Below are 19,165 nucleotides of genomic sequence, written 5' to 3' on the forward strand. Positions count from 1 at the left end.
CAGGTCGTCCGGACGCCGTCGGGGAAGCGGCGTCCGGACGGCCTCGACGCGAGAGGGCCCGCCACCGCAGCAGCGGTGGCGGGCCCTCTCACGCGTGGGGACTCAGAGCGGGATGTTGCCGTGCGCGCCGCGGCCGGCCGGGGCGGCGGCCAGGGCCTCCACGAGCCGGCGGCGGGTGCGCGAGGGCTCGACGACCTCGTCGACGACGCCGATCTGCAGCGCCCGGTTCACCCCGCCGGCGATCCGCTCGTGCTCCTCGGCCAGCTGCGCGTGCAGCGCCTCGCGCTCGGTCGGCGGCACCGCGGCCAGCTTCTTGCGGTGCAGGATGCCGACGGCGGCCTTGGCGCCCATGACCGCCACCTCCGCGCCCGGCCAGGCGAACACCGACGTCGCGCCGAGCGAGCGGGCGTTCATGGCGATGTAGGCGCCGCCGTAGGACTTGCGGGTCACCAGCGTCACCCGGGGCACCACCGCCTCGGCGAAGGCGTGCAGCAGCTTCGCGCCGCGGCGGACGACGCCGTCCCACTCCTGGCCGACGCCGGGCAGGTAGCCGGGCACGTCGACGAGCACGACCAGCGGGACGCCGAACGCGTCGCACATCCGCACGAAGCGGGCCGCCTTCTCCGCCGACGCGGAGTCCAGGCAGCCGCCGAGGCGCAGCGGGTTGTTGGCGATGACGCCGACCGTCCGCCCGGCCAGCCGGCCCAGCGTGGTGACCACGTTGGGCGCCCAGCGCGGGTGCAGCTCCAGGCCGGGGCCGTCGAGCACCGCGGCCACCACCGGCTTGACGTCGTAGGCGCGGTTGGTCTGCTCGGGCAGCAGCGCGCGCAGGTCGACGTCGGGCTCGTCGGCGGCCGGGGCGAACGACCCCTGCGCGGCGAGCAGGTCGACGGCCTGGCGGGCGGTCTCCAGCGCCGCGGCCTCGGAGTCGGTCACCACGTGCACGACGCCGCTGCGCCGGCCGTGGGTGTCGGGCCCGCCGAGGCTCTCCATGTCGACGTCCTCGCCGGTGACCGACCGGACGACGTCGGGACCGGTGACGAACACCCGCCCGGCCGGCCCCATGATCACCAGGTCGGTGAGCGCGGGGCCGTAGGCGGCGCCACCGGCGGCGGGGCCGAGGACGACGGAGATCTGCGGGATCCGCCCCGAGGAGCGGACCATCGCGGCGAACACCTCGCCGACGGCGTGCAGGGCGGTGACGCCCTCGGCGAGCCGGGCGCCGCCGGAGTGCCAGATGCCCACGACGGGCACCCGCTCCCGCAGCGCGGTGTCGATGGCGTCGACGATGTGCCGGCAGCCGTCGATGCCCATCGCCCCGCCCATGACCGTGGCGTCGGTGCAGAAGGCGACCACCCGCGAGCCGGCGACGGTGCCGCGGGCGGCCATGACGCCGGAGGTGTCGCGGGGGACGAGCAGGCTCATCGACCCGGCGTCGAAGAACCGCAGCAGGCGGTCCTCGGGGTCGCGCGGGTCGGGGCTGGGCAGGGTCGGGACGGCGTGGACGGTGGTGGTCACCGGGCCTCCAGGGACTCCCGGCACCGGGCCGGGCGGGAAATGGGTCAGGCGGTCGTGAAGACCAGCGCGAGGTTGTGCCCGCCGAAGCCGAAGGAGTCGTTGACCGCGGCGCTGAGGCTCGCCTTCCGCGGCTCGTGGCGGACGATGTCGAGTGCCTGGACCGCGGCGTCGTCGTCGGGGTCGTCGAGGTTCGCCGTCGCCGGGACCACCTGCTCGCGCAGGGCGAGCACGGTGAACACCGCCTCCAGCGCGCCGGCGGCACCGAGCAGGTGGCCGGTCTGGCTCTTGGTGGCCGCCACCAGCGCGTGCTCGCCGACGGAGCTGCGGATGGCCGCGGCCTCCGCGGTGTCGCCCACCGGCGTGGAGGTGGCGTGCGCGTTGACGTGGCCGATGTCGGCGGGGGACAGGCCCGCGTCGCGCAGCGCGGCGGTGATGGCGCGGGCGGCGCCCTCGCCCTCCGGGTGCGGCGCGACGAGGTCGTAGCCGTCGGCGGTGGCACCGGCGCCGGCGAGCCGGGCGTGCACCCGGGCGCCGCGGGCCTGCGCCGAGGAGGCGCGCTCGAGCACGAGGGCGGCGGCACCCTCGCCGAGCACGAAGCCGTCGCGGCCCTTGTCGAACGGGCGGGACGCGCGGCCGGGCTCGTCGTTGCGGGTGCTCATCGCCCGCATCGCGGCGAAGCCGGCCATGGGCAGCGGGTGCACGACGGCCTCGGCGCCGCCCACCAGGACGACGTCGGCACGGTCGAAGCGCAGCAGGTCCAGGCCCCAGCGGATGGCCTCGGCACCGGAGGCGCAGGCGCTGACCGGGGCGTGCACGCCGCCGCGGGCGCCGATCGCGAGGCCGACGGCCGCGGCCGGGCCGTTGGGCATGAGCATCGGGATGGTGAAGGGCGAGACGCGCTTGGCGCCCTTGGCCTCCAGGACGTCGTCCTGGCCGAGCAGGGTCATCGCCCCGCCGATGCCGGTGCCGAAGACGACGGCGATGCGCTCGGGCGCCACGCCCGCGTCGGCGGCGCCGGACTCGGCCCACGCCTGCTCGGCGGCGACGACCGCCACCTGCTGGCTGCGGTCGAGCCGGCGGGCGCGGACCCGGTCGATCTGCTCGGAGGGCTCCACCGCGAGGGTGGCGGCGAGCTGGGCCGGCATCTCCTTCACCCACTCGTCGTCGAGGCGGCGGACCCCCGACCGTCCGGCCAGCAGCGCGTCCCAGGTGCTGGCGACGTCGCCACCCAACGGCGTGGTGGCTCCGAGGCCGGTGACGACGACGTCGTCGTTCGAGCTCATGACGGTCCTTCCCTGGGGACGTGCGGGCGCGGGCGGCCGGGGGACCGGCTCAGCCCTTGTTCTTCTGGATGAAGCTGATCGCGTCGCCGACGGTCTTGATGTTGCCGAGCTCGTCGTCGGGGATGGCCACGCCGAACTTGTCCTCGACGGCGGTGGCGATCTCGACCATCGACAGCGAGTCGACGTCGAGGTCCTCGGTGAACGACTTCTCCGGGGTGGCGTCGGCGGGGGCGACCCCGGCGACCTCCTCCAGGATCTCGGCCAGACCTGCCTGGATGTCCTCGCTCACGCGGGGTCCTCTCTCTCGGTGGAGGCGGGGGTTGCCCGCCGTCGGGTCCCGGTGGTCCGGGGGTCTGTGGGGCCGGTCAGGGCAGGACGAGCACCTGGCCGGCGAAGGTGAGCCCGGCGCCGTAGCCGAGGACGAGGGCGAGGTCGCCGCTCTTGGCCTCGCCGGACTCCAGCAGCGCGGCGAGCGCCAGCGGGATGGAGGCGGCCGACGTGTTGCCCGACTGCACGATGTCGCGGGCGACGACGACGTCCTCGCCGAAGCCGAGCCGCTTCGTCATGGACTCGACGATGCGCAGGTTGGCCTGGTGCGGGGCGAAGACGTCGACGTCCTTGGCCTCCACGCCGGCGGACTCCATGGCCTGCACCAGCGTGTCGGTGAGCCGGGTGGTGGCCCAGCGGTAGACGGCCTGGCCGGCCATGGTCATCGTGCCGGTGCCCGCGGCGATCTCGATCGCGGAGAACTGGTCGCCGTCGCTGCCCCACGCGACCGGGCCGATGCCGGGCTCGTCGGAGGCGCCGAGGACGGCCGCGCCGGCGCCGTCGGCGAAGATCACCGCGGTGGAGCGGTCGGTCTTGTCGACGACGTCGGTGAGCCGCTCGACGCCGACCACGAGCGCGTTGCGCGCCGAGCCCGCGCGGATGGCGGACGAGGCCACCTCCAGCGCGTAGCAGAACCCGGCACACCCGGCGTTGAGGTCGAAGGCGCCGGGGCGGGGGATGCCCAGGCGGTGGGCCACCTGCGGGCCGATGCCCGGGATGGGCTCGGTGAGGCTGGCGCTGGCGAGGATCACCAGGTCGACCTCGTCGGGGGCCAGGCCGCTGGCGGCCAGCGCCTTGCCGCCGGCGGCGACCGACATCTCCACGAGGGTCTCGTCCTCGGACGCCCAGCGGCGCTCGGCGATGCCGACGCGGGTGCGGATCCACTCGTCGTTGGTCTCCATGACCTGCGCGAGCTCGTCGTTGGTCACGCGGCGCCGCGGGCGGTAGCCGCCCAGGCCGAGGATGCGCGCGCCGGGCGCGCCGGCGGGCAGTCGGATGCTCACGCGGGGACCTCCGGGTAGAGACGGGCGAGGGGGTCGCCGGCGTCGACCAGGTCGCCCTCGTGCACCAGCCACTCGGCGAGCACGCCGTCGTAGCCGGCCGAGACCTTGACCTCCTCGCGGCGGCTGCGCACGCAGCCCAGCGGGGTGCCGGCGGGCAGGTGGGTGCCCTCGGGGACGTCGGCGGGGCTGACCGTGCCGCGGGCGGGGGAGACGACGACCCGCCAGTCGGGCTGGTGCTCGGCCTCGGGGCGGCCGCGGGCGGCGTCGATGAGGGCGCGGGCGCGGTCGAGGTCGTCGGGGCCGGCCAGCGCCAGCACCTCGACGTCGGAGCCCTTCCACTCGCGCTTGGCCAGGCCCGCCAGGGCGCCGGCCGGCGGCAGCTCGATCGCGGCGGTGACGCCGAGCTCGCGCAGGGTGGTGAGGCACGCGTCGAATCGCACCGGGCTGGTGACCTGGCTGACCAGGCGGGAGAGCGCCCCGGCGCCGGAGGAGACCGCCGCGCCGTCGGCGTTGGACAGCAGCAGCCGGCTCGGGTCGGCCGGGCGCAGGCCGCCGACCAGGCCCTCGAGCTCGTCGCGGGCGGGGGCCATGTACGCGGTGTGGAACGCGCCGGCCACCGACAGCGGCACCACCCGCGCCTTCGCCGGCGGCTCGGCCTTCAGCGCGGCGAGCCCGTCGACCGGGCCGGCGACGACGGTCTGCCCGCCGCCGTTGAGGTTGGCCGCCACCAGGCCGTGCCGCTCCAGCGCCGCCGCGAGCTCGTCGGGGTCGCCACCCAGCACGGCCGACATGCCGGTGGGGGTGAGCGCGCAGGCGCGGGCCATGGCCCGGCCGCGGACGGCGGTCAGCGCGATCGCGGCCTCCACCGACAGCACGCCGGCCAGCGCGGCCGCGGTGAGCTCGCCGACGCTGTGGCCGGTGATGACGACGTCGCGGCCGGTGTGCGGCGAGTGCACCACCGGGCCGGGCAGGCCGCCGAGCTCGCGGGCCACGAACAGGCTCATCGCGACGACCAGCGGCTGGGTGACCGCGGTGTCGCGGATGGCCTCGGCGTCGCCGGTGGTGCCCATCGTCAGCAGGTCGGCGTCGGCGATCGCGCCGGCCCAGCGGAAGAAGGACTCGGCTCCGGGGAGATCCAGCCAGGGGGTGAGCATCCCGGGCTTCTGGGCACCCTGTCCGGGGGCGAGGACGGCCAGCACCTCCTCACCGTGTCAGAGGAGCGGGCCTCTTGCGCGCTCGGCCGCGACGAAAGGACACCACCCCTCTTTGGAGGGTCTCCACAAGTGGCGGGCCTCGCCGGGCCGTCGCGGAGCCGATCCGTGGTGGGGACCACACTGCGGTCGCGCGCTCAGTGCCAGAGCGAGCGGCCGCCGTCGAGGTCGGCGAGGGCGAGCGCGACGTGCAGCGTCCAGGCCCCGCGGGGGTCGGTGGCCACCTGCCCGGTGAGCTCGGCGGCGCGCTTGAGTCGGTAGCGCACGGTGTTCGGGTGCACGAACAGCGCCCGGGCGCTGGCCTCGAGGTTGCCACCGCCGGCGAGCACCGCGCGCACCGTCTCGAGCACCTCGCCTCCGGCGCCGCGCAGCGGCAGCACCACCCGCTCGGAGAGCGCGGCGCGGGCCAGCGGGTCGCCGTCGAGGGCGCGCTCGGGCAGCAGGGCGTCGGCCGGCACCGGGCGCGGGGCGCCGGGCCACGCGCGGGCCGCGCGCAGCCCCGCCAGCGCCGCCGCGGCCGACCCGCCCGCGGCGCTGAGCCGGTCGACCACCGGCCCGAGCACCACCGGGCCCGGGCCGAACTCCTCGGCCACCCGGGCGGCGGCGCCCGCCACGTCCTCGGCGCCGCCGAGCACCACCACCAGCTGCTCGGCGTGCACGCCGACGAGCACCTCGCCGCCCGAGGAGCGGGCGGCGCGGCGGACCGCGGCGTGCGCGTCGCCGTCGGGCGGCGCGGCGCCGACGAGCACGGTGACCGGCTCGGTGCCGGCCCAGCCGAGGGCCGCCGCGCGGCCGGGCAGCTCCTCGGTGCGCTCGCCGCGCACGAGCGCGTCGACGACGAGCGCCTCCAGCCGGGCGTCCCAGGCGCCGCGGTTCTCCGCGAAGCTGGCGTAGACGTGCGCGGTGGCGAAGGCGACCTCGCGGCTGAACGTCAGGACCGCCATCCGCAGCGGCACCGCGTCGCCGGGCTCGGCCACCGACTCGACGTGGTCGTCCATCACCTCGACGGTGAGCTTGACCAGGTCGACGGTCTGCTTGAGCGGCACCGCGCGCACCAGGTCGCGGGGCGCCGCCCCGAACACCTCGCCGGTCAGCCGCGGCGGTCGGCCGGGGTTGCGGCACCACTCGACCAGCGAGGCGATGCCGGCCTGCGCGACGAGCATGACCCAGGACCGCTGGTCGGCGGGCATGGCGCGGAACCACGGCAGGTCCTCGTCCATGCGGGCGACGGCACGGGTGGCGATGGCCCCCGACGCGCGCTCCAGCCGCCGCAGCGTCGCGGCGGACGGCGGCGGGTCGGTCCCGCGGGCTGGCACGGCGGCCAGCGTGTCACGGGTGCGGGCGTCGGGGAGAGTGGGGGAGTGGTCCCCGCCCCGCCGCTGTCCCGGCCCGCCCGCGCCCGCCGCCGGGTGCTGACCGCGATCGGGGGCGGCCTGGCGGTGCTGGGGGTGCTCGGCGCCGGGGTGGTCACCGGGTGGACCCCGCAGGTCCGCCTCGACGACGCGCTCAGCCGGGCGTTGTACGCCGGCGACGACCGCTCGCCGTTCGTCGGCGGCCTGCTCGAGGTGCTCACCACCCCCGGCGTCACCTGGTTCCGCGTGCTGGTGTTCCTCCCGGTGCTGGCCTGGCTCGGAACCCGCCGCGCCTGGCGCACGCTGCTGTGGGTGGTCGTGGCGATCACTGCGATCGGGCCGGTCACCACGGGGCTCAAGGAGCTGGCCGGCCGCGCCCGCCCGGCCTTCGAGCACGGCGGCCTGGACTACCCGGGCCTCAGCTACCCCAGCGGGCACTCCTCCGGCATCGCCACCCTGGTCACGGTCGCGCTGGTGCTGGCCTGGCCGCGGCTGACCGCCCGGGGCCGGCGGGCCGCGGTCGCCGCCGGGGTGGCGCTGGCGGTGCTCGTCGGCCTCACCCGCACCTGGCTCGGCGTGCACTTCGCCTCCGACGTCGTCGGCGGGCTCTCCCTGGGCCTGGCCTGGTCGTTGGCGGTGGCGCTCGTCCTCGGCGGCCTGCCCGGTGGCCCGGCGGCGCTGCCCGAGCGGGAGGCCGAGGAGGCCGCGCGGTGACCGCCGTCGAGGGAGTTCCGCTGCTCGAGCCCGGCGACGGGTCGCTCGGCCCGCTGCTGCGCGTCACCGACGACCGGCTCCCGCCCGGCGCCGGCTACGGCGTGCACGCCCACCGCGCGGTCGACGTCGTCGCCGTCGTCCTCGAGGGGTCGCTCACCCACCGCTGGGGCGGGGACGCGCCGCTGGCAGCGGGCGACGTCGGGGTGCTCCGCGCCGGGGCGGGTCTGGACCACGACGAGGTCGCCGGTCCCGCCGGGGCCCGCGTGCTCCAGTGCCACCTGCGCGCCGGCGACCCCGGCGCCGCGCCGTCGCACGAGGTGCTGCGCGCCCCCGCCGGGTGGGTCGACCTCGGCCGGCCCGACGCCCGGCTGTGGCTCGGCGACGACGGGGCGGGCGTGCCGGACGGGGTCGTGCTGCGGCCCGGCGGCGGCCGCGCCGTCGTCTGGGCGGTCGACGCCGCCCGTCCCGACTGGGCGGGGTGACCGGGGGCCCTCCGGCGGAGGGCCCCCGGTCGTGCCTCACGGGGCGCAGACCTCCGCGGGGACGCTGGACCCGCAGACGTTGTCCTCGAACTCGACCGCCCCGACGTCCCGCAGGAACGGGCTGACCTGCGGCGAGCTGAGCAGGACGTCGACCGGGGCGTTGCCGGTCAGGTCGTTGCCCGTGACGACGACGCCGTCCACCGGGCCGGGGTCGACCCCGCCGGCGTTGTTGAACGGCGGCAGCGACACCAGAGCGAGACCCCCGGCCGGGAACTGCAGCGAGGCGGGGTCGACCGACGGCGCGTTGTCGTGCACGTCGTTGTGCCGGATCGACACGGTGTCGGCGTTGACCACCGCCATGCCGGTGCCCGAGACGCGCAGCGACGCCTGCACCTCGCCGACGCCGGCGAGGCAGAAGCGGTCGTTGCCGGTCACCTCGTTCCACTTCAGCTGCCAGTCGCCGCCCTCGACGCGGCCGTCGAAGTCGGGGATCTCGGTCGCCGCGTCGTCGAAGACGAGGATGCCGACGCAGTTGCCCGCCACGTAGTTGTTGCGGACGACGCCGACGCGCGACTCGCGCGCGAAGACGCCGAGGTTGTAGCCGCGGACGTCGTTGGCGACGACGTCGGCGTAGGCCTCGTGCGAGTCGGTGATCCCGATGCCCGCGGTGCCGCTGTTCGGCGCCTCGGCCGTGCCCCGGTCGAGGCCCTCGAGGACGTTGCGCGAGATCCGGGTGTGCGTGGAGTCCGCGGCGAGGATGCCGTAGCGCTCGTGCGCGTGCGCCCCGGTCTTGTGCACGCGGAACCCGTCGGCGCCCCAGGCGGCGATGCCGTTGGCCGGGTGGTTCCAGGTGGACAGGTGGCTCACCCGCACCGGCCCGTCGGGCTCGAGGAAGAACAGCCCGGAGACGTCGTCGCGCAGGGTGCCCGGGTCGGTCTCGGGGTCCCCGCCGTTCTGCGCCTCCCAGCAGGCGGTCGGCGCGACCTCGGGCAGCTGGTCGGGGGTGGTCCACTCGGGCCACACGATCCGGGTGCCGTCCTCCCCGCGGCCCTCGCCGACGATGGTCAGGCCCTTGCCGTCGACGCAGACGGCCTCCTCGTAGGTGCCCGCCTCGATGCGGATCGTGTCGCCGGAGCTCGCCTGGTCCACCGCGGCCTGGATCGACTCGCCGGGGGAGACCACCCAGGTGGTGCCCCCGCCCGCCGCCGCGACGCCGGCCGGCAGCGCGGCGAGCGCCAGGGCGGCGGAGGCGGTGACGGTCAGCCCGCGGGCGGCCGCCGACGGGCGGGGACGTCTCGCCGTACCGGAGTGCTGCATGTGTCCTCCATCGTGTGCCGGGCGCGCCGGGGGCCCGGCGCGTGCGGCAACGATGGGGACGGTGTGACGGACGGGTCCGGTGACACGGCGGGGACGCTTGGGACCTCATCCCCGGGTCGCGGACCCGCCTCCAACCCGGGGCGTGGGTCGAGTTCCTCCCCTAGGCGCTTGCGCGCCGGACCAGGCGGGTGGGGCAGACCCGCGCCCGCACCCCCTCCTGGCCCTCGACCTGCGACAACAGCAGCTCCTTCATGAGCCGGGTCATGTCCTCCAGCGGCTGCGCCACCGTGGTGAGCGGCGGGTCGCAGGTGGCCGCCACGGCGGCGTCGTCGAAGCCGACCACCGCGACGTCGCCGGGCACGGTGCGCCCGGCCTCGCGCAGCGCCCGCAGGGCGCCCACCGCCATCGGGTCGGAGGCGACGAAGACGGCGTCGAGGTCGGGGGCGCGCTCCAGCAGCGCCGCCATGGCGCGGGCGCCGCCGGCCTCGGTGAAGTCGCCCTCGGCCACCAGCCGCTCGTCGACGGGCAGCCCGGCGGCCTCCAGGGCCTCGCGGTACCCGGCGTGGCGGTCGAGGCCGGCGATCATGTCCTGCGGGCCGGTCACCGTGGCCACCCGCCGCCGGCCCGAGCCGAGCAGGTGCTCGGTGGCCGTGCGCGCCCCGCCGGTGTTGTCGGCGTCGACGTAGCAGAGGTCGCGGCCGTCGGGCGGCCGGCCCGACAGCACCAGCGGGACGCCGGCCTCGTCGAGCATGCGGGGCAGCGTGTCGTCGCGGTGCGGGGAGACCAGGACGACGCCGTCGACGTGGCCCTGCCGCACGAAGCGGCCGACCTTCTCCTGCTCCCGCTCGCCCCGCGCGGCGAGCAGCACGAGGTTCATCTCGGTGTCGGCCAGGGACTCCGACAGCTCGCGGAAGACGCGGGCGAAGAACGGGTCGGAGAACACCTGGGCGTTGGACTCCGACAGCACCAGCGCGATGGTGTCGGTGCGCCGGGTGACCAGGCTGCGGGCCATCGGGTTGGGCACGTAGTGCAGCTGCGCGACGGCGGCCTCGACGGCGCGGCGCGCCTCCGGGCGGACCTTCGGCGAGCCGTTGACCACCCGCGACACGGTGGCCCGGGAGACGCCGGCGAGCTCGGCGACCTCGTCGAGCGTGGGCGAGGAGCCGCGTCCGGCCAGCGTCGTCACGGGTCCTCCTGGGGTCGCGGTCGGGGTCCATGGTGCACGGCCCGGGCGGTTCCGCGAAGCGCACGACCTCATACTTGACAGCCGGGTGTGGTCCCCATCACTCTCCTCCCAGCCGGTCGTGAGAGCGCTTTCACGCCGGACACAGTAGCCCGGACGAGGTCGTTCGGGAACCGATCCAGGAGGACCGATGACCGTTCCCCCGAGACGCAGGGCCGCACTGGGCGCCGCCCTCGTCGCCTCGCTCCTGGCCGCCGGCTGCGGGGGCTCGAGCTCCGCCGACGACGGCACCGTCACGCTCGACCTGGGCCTGTTCGGGACCTTCGGGTTCGAGCAGGCCGGGCTGTACGACGAGTACATGCGCCTGAACCCCGACATCCGCATCGAGGAGACCTCGGTGGAGCGGTCGGCGGACTACTACCGGGCCCTGCAGACCCGGCTCGCGGCGGGCTCGGGCCTCGCCGACATCCAGGGCATCGAGATCGGCTTCGTCGCCGACGTCGTCGAGAACCACGCCGACGCGTTCGTCGACTTCGCCGCCGAGGGCAACGCCGACGAGCTGCTCGGCCACTACTACGACTGGAAGGTCGAGCCGGCCACGACCGAGGACGGCCGGGTCATCGGCCTGGGCACCGACGCCGGTCCCGAGGCCATGTGCTTCCGCCGCGACCTGTTCGAGCAGGCCGGCCTGCCCACCGACCGCACGGAGCTCGCCTCCCGCTGGTCGACCTGGGAGGGCTACCTGGAGCTCGGCCGCGAGTACGACGCCTCGCCGACCAAGCCGGAGAGCACCTCGTTCGTCGACAGCCCGGCGAGCGTCTTCTCCGCCGCGGTGTACCAGGGCGAGACCGCCTACAACGACGAGAGCGGCAACCCCATCCCCGAGACCAGCCCCGGCGTCACCGCCGCCTGGGAGGACGCCGCCGTGGCGGCCGCCGAGGGGATGACCGCCAACCTCATCCAGTTCGGCGACGAGTGGAACTCCGCCTTCGCCAACGGCGCCTTCGCCACCATCTCCTGCCCGGCCTGGATGCTCGGCTACATCAGCGAGCAGGCCGGCGAGGAGGCCTCGGGCGCCTGGGACGTCGCGCCGCTGCCCGGCGGTGCCGGCAACTGGGGCGGCTCCTGGCTCGGCGTGACCGAGAACAGCGAGCACCGCGAGGAGGCCATCGCCCTCGTCGAGTGGCTGACCGCCCCCGAGCAGCAGATCAAGATGTTCACCGAGGAGGCCCACTTCCCCTCCAGCCAGGAGGCGGCGGAGGACCCGCAGGTGTCGAGCGCGACCAACGAGTACTTCAGCGGCGCGCCGGTCGGGCAGATCTTCGCGGACTCGGCGGCAGCGCTGCAGTTCACGCCGATCGGCCCCTACGACACCCAGATCCAGGAGGCGTTCACCAACGCCCTGAGCACGGTCGCCGACGGGACCTCACCCGACGACGCCTTCCAGGCAGCACTCGCGGAGATCGAGCAGGTCACCGGAGGCTGACAGACCCCGGCCGGTGCCCGAGCGCGTCCACCCGCCCGGGCACCGGCCGGCACCACGTCGGCGGCACCTCGCCGGCCCCCGCTCCTCCCGCCCGCACACCGCAGTGAGGCACCCCGCATGACCATCGCCAGCGACGACCCCCGGGTCGCGGCGGCCGCCGCACCACCGCCGTCCGCCCCGCCCGCGCCCGCAACGGCCGCCCGCCGGCGGCGGTCCCGGCTCACCCGCAACCGCTGGGGCTACGCCTACGTCGCCCCGTTCTTCCTCCTCTTCGCCGCCTTCAGCCTCTACCCGTTCCTCTACACCGCCTACATCTCGCTGCACGACGTGCGGCTCTCCGACCTCGACGGCGCGGTCTTCGTCGGCTTCGGCAACTACACCGAGCTGCTGCAGGACGAGTTCTTCTGGAACGCCGCGAGGAACACCCTCACCATCGGCATCCTCTCCACGGTGCCCCAGCTGGCCATCGCCCTGGGACTCGCGCACCTGCTGAACTACCGGCTGCGCGGCCGCACCTTCTTCCGCATCGCGATGCTCATGCCCTACGCCACCAGCATCGCCGCCGCCACGCTCGTGTTCGCGCAGCTGTTCGGCCACGACTACGGCCTGATCAACACGCTGCTGGAGGCCGTCGGCTTCGACCGCATCGACTGGGAGAGCGGCAGCTGGACCAGCCAGATCGCCATCTCGGTGATCGTCACCTGGCGCTGGACCGGCTACAACGCGCTCATCTACCTGGCCGCGATGCAGGCCATCCCGAACGACCTCTACGAGGCCGCCACCCTCGACGGCGCCAGCCGCTGGAAGCAGTTCGTGCACGTGACGGTGCCGGCGCTCAAGCCGACGATCCTGTTCACCATCGTGGTCTCGACCATCGGCGCGGTGCAGCTGTTCGGCGAGCCGCTGCTGTTCAGTGGCAACGGCATGACCAACGGCGGCGTCTCGAACCAGTACCAGACCCTCGGCCTGCTCATGTACGACCAGGGCTGGACGAACTTCCGCCTCGGCCAGGCCGCCGCGACCGCCTGGACCATGTTCCTGATCATCCTCGTCGTCGTCGGCGTCTACGGGCTGATCGCCCGCCGCCGCGCCCGGGCCGAGCGGTAGGAGCCGTCATGACCACCCTCGCCTCCGCGCCGGAGCAGACGGCGCCCGCGCCGGCCGCCACCCCGACCCGGACCCGCCGCCGCGGCGCCCGCAAGGTCACCTCCGCCGGGCCGCTCACCCACGTGCTGCTGGTCCTGACCGCGTTCCTGTCGGTCTTCCCGCTGTACTGGACGGCGGTCGCGGCGTCGAAGACCAACGCCGAGCTCGCCGGCACCCCGCCGCCGTTCCTCCCCGACGCCGACCTGTTCACCAACATCGGCCGGGCCATGGAGGAGGCGCCGATCGGGCTGGCCATCGTCAACTCGGTCATCGTCGCCGGCTGCATCACGGTGGGCACCGTCCTGTGCAGCACCCTGGCCGGGTTCGCCTTCGCCAAGCTGCGCTTCCGGGGCAACAAGACGCTGCTCGGGCTGGTGATCGGCACGATGATGGTGCCGACGCAGCTGGCGATCATCCCGCTGTTCATCCTCATCGCCCAGCTGCAGTGGGTCGACCACCTCCAGGCGGTCGTGCTGCCCACGCTGGTCAGCGCGTTCGGCGTCTTCTTCATGCGGCAGTTCCTGTCGCAGGCGCTGCCCGACGAGCTGCTCGAGGCCGCCCGCGTCGACGGCGCCTCGACGATGCGGACCTTCTGGTCGGTCGTCGTCCCGGTCGCCCGCCCGGCCATGGCGGTGCTCGCGATGCTCACCTTCCTCACCGCGTGGAACGACTTCTTCTGGCCGATCATCGCCCTCACGAGCGAGAACCCGACCGTGCAGGTCGCGCTGGCCGGTCTCGGTGGCGGCTACGTCCCCGACACCGCGGTGATCATGGCCGGCACGCTCGTCGGCACCCTGCCGGTGCTCGTCGTCTTCGTCGTCCTCGGCAAGCAGATCGTCGGCGGCATCATGCAGGGCGCGGTGAAGGGATGAGGCGCCCGTCCACCCCCGTTCCCCCCACCTCCTGCCCGGAAGGCGCCTGAGCCATGGCCACCGTCACCTTCGACTCCGCGACCCGCATCTACCCGAAGTCCGACCGCCCGGCGGTCGACGGCCTGGACCTGCAGATCGGCGACGGCGAGTTCCTCGTCCTCGTCGGCCCCTCCGGGTGCGGCAAGTCCACCTCGCTGCGCATGCTCGCCGGCCTCGAGGAGATCGACGCCGGCAGCATCCGGATCGGCGACCGCGACGTCACCGACGCGCCGCCCAAGGACCGCGACATCGCGATGGTCTTCCAGAACTACGCGCTCTACCCGCACATGACCGTCGAGCAGAACATGGGCTTCGCGCTCAAGATCGCGGGCGTCCCCAAGTCGGAGATCGCCACCCGGGTCGCCGAGGCGGCGAAGATCCTCGACCTCGAGGACTACCTGGGCCGGCGCCCCAAGGCGCTGTCCGGCGGCCAGCGGCAGCGGGTGGCCATGGGCCGCGCGATCGTCCGCAGCCCGCAGGTGTTCCTCATGGACGAGCCGCTGTCCAACCTCGACGCCAAGCTCCGCGTGCAGACCCGCACCCAGATCGCGGCGCTGCAGCGGCGCCTCGGCGTCACCACCGTCTACGTCACCCACGACCAGGTCGAGGCCATGACGATGGGCGACCGGGTGGCCGTGCTCAAGGACGGCCTCCTGCAGCAGTGCGACACCCCCGGGACGCTCTACGAGCGGCCGGCCAACACCTTCGTCGCGGGCTTCATCGGCTCGCCGGCGATGAACGTCATCACCGGTCCGGTCGTCGACGGCGGCGTCCGGCTCGCGGGTGCGGTGCTGCCGGTGCCGCGCGAGCGGCTGCTGCGCGCCGCCGGCGACGGCGGGCGGGTGACCGTCGGCTTCCGCCCCGAGGCCGTCGAGCTCGCCCCCGAGGGCGTGCCGGTGGTGGTGAACGTGGTCGAGCAGCTCGGCTCGGACGCCTTCCTCTACGCCACCCTGGGTGCCTCCGACGACGGCGACGTCCTGCACACTGCCGACCTGGTGGTGCGCACCGAGCCGCGCTCCGCCCCCGCGGTGGGGGAGACGGTGCACCTGCGGGTCCGCGAGGGCGGCCTGCACGTGTTCGACCCGGTCTCCCAGCAGCGCATCGACTAGCGCCCGATCCATCCCCACACCAGCGACGGCGTCGCCGCGACGCCGCCGCGATGGCCCCTGACCTCCGCCCGACCTCCTGCTCCTGATCCCCTGCTCCGAGGAGAACCCCTGCCGTGACCACCACCGACGCCCGCGAGGACCTGCTCGCCGGCCTGACGTTCCCGCCCGGCTTCGTCTTCGGCGCCGCGACCGCCGCGTACCAGATCGAGGGCGCCGTCACCGAGGACGGGCGGGGCCCCTCGATCTGGGACACCTACAGCCACACGCCCGGCCGCACCTTCCAGGGCCACACCGGCGACGTCGCCGTCGACCACTACCACCGCTACCCGGCCGACGTGGCGCTGATGGAGGAGTTGGGGCTCTCGGCCTACCGGTTCTCCGTGTCGTGGCCGCGGGTGCTGCCCGAGGGCAGCGGCCGCGTCGAGCAGCGCGGCCTGGACTTCTACCGGCGGCTGGTCGACGAGCTGCTCGGCGCCGGCGTCGACCCGTGGCTGACGCTGTACCACTGGGATCTGCCGCAGGCGCTGCAGGACCGCGGCGGCTGGGCCGACCGCGACACCGCCGAGCGGTTCGCCGACTACGCGGCCGTCGTCGTCGACGCCCTCGGCGACCGGGTGCGGCACTGGTCGACGCTCAACGAGCCGATGTGCAGCGCCCTGCTCGGCCACATGAGCGGCCTGCACGCCCCCGGCCTGCAGGACCCGGTCGCCGCCTCGGCCGCCACCCACCACCTGCTGCTCGGCCACGGCCTCGCCGCCGGCCGGCTGCGCGCCGCCGGGGTGGACTCGTTCGGCATCACGCTGAACTTCACCCCGATGAACCCGGCCTCGGACTCCGCCGCCGACCTCGACGCCGCCCGGCGACTCGACGGCCAGCAGAACCGGATGTTCCTCGAGCCGGCCGTCAACGGCGCGTACCCGGCCGACGTCGTCGCCGACCTCGAGGCCGCCGGCGCCCCGCTGCCCATCCGCGACGGCGACCTCGAGGTCATCGCCGCGCCGCTGGACTGGCTGGGCGTCAACTACTACTTCGAGTCCACCGTGCAGGCGGGCCCGCGCCCGGCGGAGAAGCCGACGTCGTTCATCGGCGGCGAGGACGTCCTCGAGCTCGACCCGGTCGGCGTCACCACCACGATGGGCTGGGGCATCAGCCCCGAGGCGTTCACCGACCTGCTGCTCTGGATCGGCTCGCGCGCGCCCGGCGTGCCGCTGGTCATCACCGAGAACGGCTCGGCGTGGGACGACGTCGTCGACACCGACGGCGCGGTGCACGACCCCGAGCGCGTCGACTTCCTGCTCCGCCACCTCGCCGCGATGACCACCGCGATCGAGAAGGGCGCCGACGTCCGCGGCTACTTCGCGTGGTCGCTGCTGGACAACTTCGAGTGGGCCCGCGGCTACGCCCAGCGCTTCGGGCTGGTGCACGTCGACTACGAGACCCAGCGGCGCACCGTCAAGGACAGCGGCCGGGTCTACGCCGAGGTGCTCCGCCGTCACCGCGAGGCGCAGTGACGCAGGCATCCCCGGCAGGGCCGGCGGCCGGTCGCGACCTGACCGGCCGCCGGGTCCTCGTCACCGGCGCCTCCCGCGGCGTCGGGCGGGCCGTCGTCGGCGCCCTGGTGGCCGCCGGCGCCGACGTCCTCGGCACGGCGCGCGACGCCGGCCGGCTGGACGCCCTCGCCGCCGAGGTGACCGGCCCCGGCCGGTTCGAGCCGGTCGTCGCCGACCTGACCGACCCGGCCGCGCCGGCGCTGCTGGCCGGGACGGTCGCCCGGCGCTGGGGCGGCCTCGACGTCCTCTTCAGCAACGCCGGGGTGATGCTCGCCCGCGACGAGCGGTTCGAGGACGAGCCGGCCGGCACGCTGGAGGACACGCTCGCGGTCAACCTCGTGGCCCCGCACCGGCTGGTGCTCGCGCTGCTGCCGTGCCTGCGGGCCGGGCACGAGCCGCAGGTGGTGCACGTCAGCTCCGGCGCCGGCACCCGCGACGGCATGGCGGAGCCCGGGATCGGCAGCTACCGGGTGAGCAAGTACGCGCTCAACGGGCTGGTGCTCATGCAGGCCGCGCAGCTGCGCGGGGAGGTGGCGGTCAACGCCCTCGACCCGGGCTGGGTGCGCACCGACCTCGGCGGGCAGCAGGCTCCCGGCACCGTCGAGGAGAGCGCGGCCGGCGCGCTGGCGCTGCTGCGCGAGCCCGCGACCGTCACCGGGCGGATCGTCAAGGACGGCGAGGAGATCTCGTTCTAGCCGAGCCGACGCGCCGCCGCGTCCTGGCCGCGCTGCTGGTCTGCCAGCGGCACTCCTGGGACCAGGGCCTCACCGCCGCCGTCCTCGATGCCGTCCTCGATGCCGGCGGGGAGGCCGCGGCGCTGCGCGCGCTCGTCGACGACGCCGTCGCCCGGCAGCTGCCCGACGGCCGGCTGGCCGAGCTCGACCCCGCCTGCAGCGTCAACGGCGGCGTCGTGGGGGAGTACGTCGACCGGGTGGCCCGCCGCGACGGCGACGCCGGCCTCGCCGCCGCGGCCGCCCGCCAGCGCGACTGGCTGCTGACCGGCGCGCCCCGCGCCGCCGACGGCACGCTGTACCACCTGCTCGGCGGCCGCGAGGTCTGGGCCGACACCGTGTTCATGGTGGTGCCGCCGATGGCCGCGGCCGGGCACAGGGAGGCCGCGCTCGCCCAGCTGGCCGGGCACCGCGCCCGGCTGCGGCGCCCCGACGGGCTGTGGCGGGCGCGCTGGGACGACGCCGCGGGCGCGCCGTCCGACGGCCGCGCCTGGGGCACCGGCAACGGCTGGGTGGCCGCGGCGCTCGCCCGGGCGGTGTCCCTCCTGCCGGATGCCGGGCTCGCCGCGGAGGCGCGCGCGCACCTCGACGCGTGCCTCGCGCACCGCCGTCCCGACGGGTCGTTCGGGGACGTGCTCGACGACGCCGCCGCGCCGCCGGACACCGCGGTGGCCGCGATGCTCGCCTGGGCCGCGCTCACCGGCGCGCGCGAGAGGTGGCTGCCACGGGGGTACGCCGACGTCGGCCGCTCGCTGCTCGCGCACGTCGTCGCGGCGCTCGACGTCCTCGGGCGGGTCACCGGCGCCGCGGCCGCGCCCCGGTTCGACCGCCCCGGGCACTCGCCCGAAGCGCAGGCCTGGCTCCTGCTGGCCGACGCTCAGGCCAGGGCGCTCGCCGCGGCGGCCACCTCGTCCGCCACCTCGGCCGCACAGCCCCAGGAGAGGGTGACGCCGGCGCCGCCGTGCCCGTAGCAGGCGATGACCGGCCGCCCGCCGACGTCGAGCCGCTCCAGCCGCACCGTCGGCCGGCCCGGCCGCAGCCCGACCGCCCGCGAGAGCACCGGCTGCCCGCGCAGCGCCGGGACCAGCGCGCACGCGCGCTCCAGGATCGCCGCCTCCACCGCCGGGTCGGGCTCCCGGCCGGTGGCGCCCTCGACCGCCGTCCCGCCGACGACGACGTCGCGGCCGCGGGGGACGACGTAGGTCAGCCCGGCCGGGCCGTCCTCGTCGAGCAGCCACTCGCCGATCCCGGGGTCGGCGAGGCGCACGACCTGGCCCTGCACGGGCACGCCGGTGCCGTCGCCGAGCAGCGGCCCGGACGCCAGACCCGCGGCCACCACGACGACGTCACCGGGCACGCCGTCCAGCGCGTCCACCCGGCCCGGCACGGTGGTGACCCCGGCCGCGGCGCACGCGGCGGACAGCCAGGGCAGGTAGTCGCCGGTGTCGACCACCGGCAGGGTGCAGCGGGTGCCGGCGGGGACGCCCGGCGGGAGCTCCTCCGGCGTCGCGGGCCGCACGCCCGGGATGCCCGGCGTCCACCACGGGTCGGGGTCGGGCGTGCGGTGCAGGTAGGTGCCCGGGCGCATCCGCACGCCGGAGGCCGGGTCGCCGGCCAGCGCGGTGAGCACGCCGAGCGAGGTGGCGCCCCACCGCAGGACGGCGTCGGCGGGCGCGGCCCGGTAGGGGAACCAGATGGCGGCGGCCACCGCGGAGGTGGTCGCCGCCCACGGGTCGGCGGTGTGCAGCCGGACCCGGTGGCCGGCCCGCGCGAGCTCGAGCGCGCAGGTCAGGCCGACCACGCCGCCGCCGACGACGGCCACCGTGAGGTGGCCGCCGCCG

Annotated in this window: 18 protein-coding genes; 9 read left to right on the forward strand and 9 right to left on the reverse strand. The window is 75.7% G+C overall.

What is annotated here, in order from left to right; translation table 11 throughout:
- Positions 1 to 102: 102 nt before the first annotated feature.
- From WA616_RS23070 to WA616_RS23095, 6 genes are all read right to left on the reverse strand, one after another.
- Positions 103 to 1,518 carry an acyl-CoA carboxylase subunit beta gene (locus WA616_RS23070; RefSeq protein ID WP_336033545.1) on the reverse strand — a complete coding sequence of 472 codons (1,416 nt, stop codon included), beginning with the start codon at positions 1,516 to 1,518 and terminating at the stop codon, positions 103 to 105.
- A 44-nt stretch (positions 1,519 to 1,562) separates the two neighbouring features.
- A complete protein-coding gene (locus WA616_RS23075; RefSeq protein ID WP_336033547.1) occupies positions 1,563 to 2,801 on the reverse strand; it encodes a beta-ketoacyl-[acyl-carrier-protein] synthase family protein in 1,239 nt (412 codons plus the stop codon).
- Between the two features lie 49 nt (positions 2,802 to 2,850).
- Positions 2,851 to 3,090 carry an acyl carrier protein gene (locus WA616_RS23080; RefSeq protein ID WP_073419326.1) on the reverse strand — a complete coding sequence of 80 codons (240 nt, stop codon included), beginning with the start codon at positions 3,088 to 3,090 and terminating at the stop codon, positions 2,851 to 2,853.
- Between the two features lie 76 nt (positions 3,091 to 3,166).
- Positions 3,167 to 4,132 (reverse strand): beta-ketoacyl-ACP synthase III, encoded by a 966-nt coding sequence (locus tag WA616_RS23085; RefSeq protein ID WP_336033550.1) that lies wholly within the window; start codon positions 4,130 to 4,132, stop codon positions 3,167 to 3,169.
- Positions 4,129 to 5,331 carry an acyltransferase domain-containing protein gene (locus WA616_RS23090; protein WP_336033552.1) on the reverse strand — a complete coding sequence of 401 codons (1,203 nt, stop codon included), beginning with the start codon at positions 5,329 to 5,331 and terminating at the stop codon, positions 4,129 to 4,131. The genes WA616_RS23085 and WA616_RS23090 overlap by 4 nt, the downstream gene beginning before the upstream one ends.
- A gap of 149 nt (positions 5,332 to 5,480) precedes the next feature.
- Positions 5,481 to 6,659: a PucR family transcriptional regulator gene (locus tag WA616_RS23095; protein WP_336033554.1), complete on the reverse strand. Its 1,179-nt coding sequence runs from the start codon at positions 6,657 to 6,659 to the stop codon at positions 5,481 to 5,483.
- A gap of 45 nt (positions 6,660 to 6,704) precedes the next feature.
- On the opposite strand from WA616_RS23095, the gene WA616_RS23100 reads away from it, so the two are divergent.
- Together WA616_RS23100 and WA616_RS23105 are read left to right on the forward strand one after the other, a co-directional pair.
- Complete coding sequence (locus WA616_RS23100) at positions 6,705 to 7,409, forward strand: phosphatase PAP2 family protein (RefSeq protein WP_336033556.1); 705 nt, start codon at positions 6,705 to 6,707, stop codon at positions 7,407 to 7,409.
- Complete coding sequence (locus WA616_RS23105; protein WP_336033558.1) at positions 7,406 to 7,891, forward strand: pirin family protein; 486 nt, start codon at positions 7,406 to 7,408, stop codon at positions 7,889 to 7,891. The genes WA616_RS23100 and WA616_RS23105 overlap by 4 nt, the downstream gene beginning before the upstream one ends.
- A gap of 36 nt (positions 7,892 to 7,927) precedes the next feature.
- Here WA616_RS23105 and WA616_RS23110 read toward each other — a convergent pair whose 3' ends face one another.
- Together WA616_RS23110 and WA616_RS23115 are read right to left on the reverse strand one after the other, a co-directional pair.
- On the reverse strand, positions 7,928 to 9,208 hold the full coding sequence (locus WA616_RS23110) for a right-handed parallel beta-helix repeat-containing protein (protein ID WP_336033560.1): 1,281 nt from the start codon (positions 9,206 to 9,208) through the stop codon (positions 7,928 to 7,930).
- A gap of 160 nt (positions 9,209 to 9,368) precedes the next feature.
- On the reverse strand, positions 9,369 to 10,394 hold the full coding sequence (locus tag WA616_RS23115) for a LacI family DNA-binding transcriptional regulator (RefSeq protein WP_073419331.1): 1,026 nt from the start codon (positions 10,392 to 10,394) through the stop codon (positions 9,369 to 9,371).
- A gap of 187 nt (positions 10,395 to 10,581) precedes the next feature.
- On the opposite strand from WA616_RS23115, the gene WA616_RS23120 reads away from it, so the two are divergent.
- From WA616_RS23120 to WA616_RS23150, 7 genes are all read left to right on the forward strand, one after another.
- Positions 10,582 to 11,877, forward strand: coding sequence for an extracellular solute-binding protein (locus WA616_RS23120; protein ID WP_336033563.1), 1,296 nt, complete (start codon positions 10,582 to 10,584; stop codon positions 11,875 to 11,877).
- A gap of 117 nt (positions 11,878 to 11,994) precedes the next feature.
- Positions 11,995 to 12,984, forward strand: a complete 990-nt coding sequence (locus tag WA616_RS23125) for a carbohydrate ABC transporter permease (protein ID WP_336033564.1) — start codon at positions 11,995 to 11,997, stop codon at positions 12,982 to 12,984.
- A gap of 8 nt (positions 12,985 to 12,992) precedes the next feature.
- The gene (locus WA616_RS23130; protein WP_336033565.1) at positions 12,993 to 13,895 is read left to right on the forward strand and encodes a carbohydrate ABC transporter permease; all 903 of its coding nucleotides are present in this window, start codon (positions 12,993 to 12,995) and stop codon (positions 13,893 to 13,895) included.
- A 53-nt stretch (positions 13,896 to 13,948) separates the two neighbouring features.
- On the forward strand, positions 13,949 to 15,043 hold the full coding sequence (locus tag WA616_RS23135) for an ABC transporter ATP-binding protein (protein ID WP_073419335.1): 1,095 nt from the start codon (positions 13,949 to 13,951) through the stop codon (positions 15,041 to 15,043).
- 113 nt (positions 15,044 to 15,156) lie between these two features.
- Complete coding sequence (locus WA616_RS23140; RefSeq protein WP_336033566.1) at positions 15,157 to 16,554, forward strand: GH1 family beta-glucosidase; 1,398 nt, start codon at positions 15,157 to 15,159, stop codon at positions 16,552 to 16,554.
- Positions 16,551 to 17,288 (forward strand): SDR family NAD(P)-dependent oxidoreductase, encoded by a 738-nt coding sequence (locus tag WA616_RS23145; protein WP_336033568.1) that lies wholly within the window; start codon positions 16,551 to 16,553, stop codon positions 17,286 to 17,288. The genes WA616_RS23140 and WA616_RS23145 overlap by 4 nt, the downstream gene beginning before the upstream one ends.
- Before the next feature lie 215 nt (positions 17,289 to 17,503).
- Entirely contained in the window at positions 17,504 to 18,295 is a 792-nt protein-coding gene (locus WA616_RS23150; RefSeq protein WP_336033569.1) for a glycoside hydrolase family 88 protein, read from the forward strand.
- On the opposite strand, the gene WA616_RS23155 is transcribed toward WA616_RS23150, so the two are convergent.
- Entirely contained in the window at positions 18,202 to 19,146 is a 945-nt protein-coding gene (locus WA616_RS23155; RefSeq protein ID WP_336033571.1) for an FAD-dependent oxidoreductase, read from the reverse strand. The genes WA616_RS23150 and WA616_RS23155 overlap by 94 nt on opposite strands.
- Positions 19,147 to 19,165: the final 19 nt, after the last annotated feature.

This window comes from Geodermatophilus sp. FMUSA9-8 (assembly GCF_037034165.1).
GTDB classification, from domain to species: domain Bacteria; phylum Actinomycetota; class Actinomycetes; order Mycobacteriales; family Geodermatophilaceae; genus Geodermatophilus; species Geodermatophilus nigrescens.